Source organism: uncultured Gimesia sp. (genome assembly GCF_937910335.1).
GTDB lineage: Bacteria > Planctomycetota > Planctomycetia > Planctomycetales > Planctomycetaceae > Gimesia.
The window spans coordinates 1-2,763 of record NZ_CALEMX010000158.1 but is presented as its reverse complement, the minus strand read 5'-3'; the positions used below and the strand labels follow the sequence as shown (position 1 = coordinate 2,763).

At 46.3% G+C, this 2,763-nt stretch carries 3 protein-coding genes; all 3 read right to left on the bottom strand.

From position 1 onward, the window contains the following. Positions 1-173 precede the first annotated feature (173 nt). Positions 174-1,088, bottom strand: coding sequence for an SDR family oxidoreductase (locus tag Q0668_RS06350; RefSeq protein WP_298861511.1), 915 nt, complete (start codon positions 1,086-1,088; stop codon positions 174-176). 44 nt (positions 1,089-1,132) lie between these two features. Beyond that, entirely contained in the window at positions 1,133-1,633 is a 501-nt protein-coding gene (locus Q0668_RS06345) for a hypothetical protein (protein ID WP_298861508.1), read from the bottom strand. Between the two features lie 79 nt (positions 1,634-1,712). After that, complete coding sequence (locus Q0668_RS06340) at positions 1,713-2,660, bottom strand: ribose-phosphate pyrophosphokinase (protein ID WP_298861505.1); 948 nt, start codon at positions 2,658-2,660, stop codon at positions 1,713-1,715. Between the last annotated feature and the right edge of the window lie 103 nt (positions 2,661-2,763).

Here is a 2,763-nt window from a genome sequence, read left to right as displayed (position 1 = left end):
TTCCCTGAATGGGGCCGTTAACTGGTTTGACTTGATAAGTTTTGGGCATGTGATAATTAACGCTATCTTGAGTTCTAGATATTCTTAAAAATCGGTTTCCGGCTTTGTCTATCTCGACACAGCATACACGTTTGACAACGAAACCTAAAGTGAGGGTATCATCGACCGAGGCTTTAACGATTTTCAATTGCCTGAGGTAGCCCTTCTTTGATCGTCGGATAAACCAGTTCCAGCCCTGGTATTCCCCGCAATTTCCGGTTATTGCACCGTTTATTCAACCCTGCTGCTCGTTCGGTACTATTTGAACGATTCGATTTCATCGCCCCTTGTCTTGTTGCCTCTGTCGCAAATTGCGGGAGCGGCGCATTCAGAATAAAAGCGAGTGTTTCATAATATTCCTGGCGGGTAATCGGACAATTGTCACTCACCAGATAATGAGATTCCAGCTGAATGTCTGTATCAAATTTTAGAATCGTATTCACAATATCGGTAACATGAATCAAATTGAGGTAGGCATCGGGCCTGCCCAGTAATGGTTCTCCGGCTTTGATTTGTTCCATTCTGGCGAGAAGTCGACCGGGACCATATATGCCCGCCAGCCTGAGTATGACGGCTCTCGAAATCGTCAGATCTTCCTCAGCAGAAATCAGTCCCTGTTTTTCAAACAACTGTTCCGCTTCCAGGCAGATCTGCCCATTTTCGCGTTGCGGAGTACACTCAGATGTTTCGTCGACCCATTCACCGGAGGATTGACCGTAAACACTGGTGCTTGAGAGGTAAATGATTTTCTGTGTACGTCCTTTGATTTCGGAAAGGACATGGTTCAATCCCGTAACATAGATTTCGTGTCGAGATCGATTCGCTGAACGATCAAAACCAACCGCATATAGCAGGGTATCTGTTTGTGGCAGATTCTTGAGCGATTCCGGTTGAGTAATATCACCTATGATCGGTTTGATACCAAGTGTTGTGAATTTGTCCGCGTGTAATTCAGATCGCGTGAGTGCCGAAACGGTATGTCCCTGCTCAAGCCATTTTTGAGCGACCTGTAAACCGACATACCCACATCCTATGATCAGTTTCTGCATCTTGGAAAGACCCATTTCTTAACGGCGGGTTCTATTGATCGAACTTAGCGTTTCCCAGGAATCCGCGGAGCTAGTTGATCAGAATGTTGTAAAATCTGTTTCATCTGCGTTTGAATCAGCTCCTGTAATTCACATTGTGAACAGTCAGCCACAGATTGCAAGAACCGGATTTCGTGTTGTTTGCCGAAAGCAGAATCCAGTTTCAGGAACCGATTTGACATTGCCTGCAGCAGCCCTGCTGATTCTGTTATAGTCAGGTCATAGCGTTTGAGAGTTGATTCCTTTGAATTTCGTTCTCGGCTCAATCGGGCAAGTGTATTTCCCTGCGTCCGGTACAGGTACCCGTCAATATAGGCCCGTCGTAAGCGGCCACTTTGATCGAATTGATAAACGGGATCACTGCCAAAATAAAACGAAAAATTGCCGTTTTTCTTTTGTCCCCAGAAAACAGGTAACAATTCGTGATCAACGTGCAGCTCGGCGCGGGGATAGAATGCCGTTGCTTCGCGCATCAAGTCTTCACGGTCTTGTTCGTTCAGCGCCATCAATGTCTCTTTTTTACGATCATCATTCGAACACAAACGATCCGTTTTATACAGCGACTTTTATATATGGCAACTTATTCTAATCGAACAGATGGCTTACCGATTCGTTACGATGAATCCGTCTGATTGCTTCACCCAGCAATGGGGCAATCGAAATGGTTCTTAGATTCGGCAGTTTATCCTGATCAGGAATCGCAAGGCTATTAGTCACCACAATCTCTTTGATCGGGGCTGCACGCAACAGTTCGATGGCAGGTCCGCAAAAGACAGCATGTGATGCACTTACGTAAATATCCTTGGCACCATGCTCTTTCACCACGTTGACTGCTCCTACGATTGAGCCCGCAGTTGAGATCATATCATCGAACAGTAATGCCGTTTTACCTTCAATCGGGTCACCAATCAGATTGGCCTGCTGTGTCTCTAAAGCATTCTTGCGGCGTTTATCGACAATCGCCAGCGTGCCACCAAGATTATTATTATGCTGTAGCGTGCGTTTGATACTTCCCTCATCAGGGCTTACAACAACCAAATCCTCATGTGGAATTTTAAGAGACCTGAAGTATTGATCCACAATGGGAGCAGCATATAAGTGATCGACGGGAGTATCAAAGAAGCCTTGAATCTGAGCGGCATGCAGATCCATTGCCAGCACCCGGTCAGCTCCTGCCTCATTGATCAGATTGGCAACCAGCTTTGAAGTAATGGGAACTCGTCCCGAGTCTTTTCGGTCCTGCCGAGCATACCCGAAATAGGGAATCACAGCGGTAATGCGTTCTGCGCTGGCACGACGGCAGGCATCCATCAGAATCAACAGCTCCATCAAATTATCGTTGACGGGGGGAGACGTGGGTTGAATGATAAAAACGTCTCTACCACGCACATTCTGATTGAGTTTCAGACTGATTTCCCCATCAGGAAAATTGCCCAACTCTACTGAAGCCAGTCGAATTCCGAGATATTCAGCGATTTCTCCAGCTAACTTAGGATGAGCGCGTCCACTGAGGAGGGTAAGATGATCATACATTGAAAGCGATGCCTGCAGTATTACGATACTTTAAAATGCGGGAACCAAAGGGGTTGGTGCCAGACAAAACTGTATGACACGCCCTCTATTCACGCTTATCGAG

What these genes read in the sequence shown, in the direction of transcription:
- Q0668_RS06350 (WP_298861511.1), bottom strand. Translation starts at nt 1,088, where the DNA reads ATGCAGAAACTGATCATAGGATGTGGGTATGTCGGTTTACAGGTCGCT.
- Q0668_RS06345 (WP_298861508.1), bottom strand. Translation starts at nt 1,633, where the DNA reads ATGGCGCTGAACGAACAAGACCGTGAAGACTTGATGCGCGAAGCAACG.
- Q0668_RS06340 (WP_298861505.1), bottom strand. Translation starts at nt 2,660, where the DNA reads ATGTATGATCATCTTACCCTCCTCAGTGGACGCGCTCATCCTAAGTTA.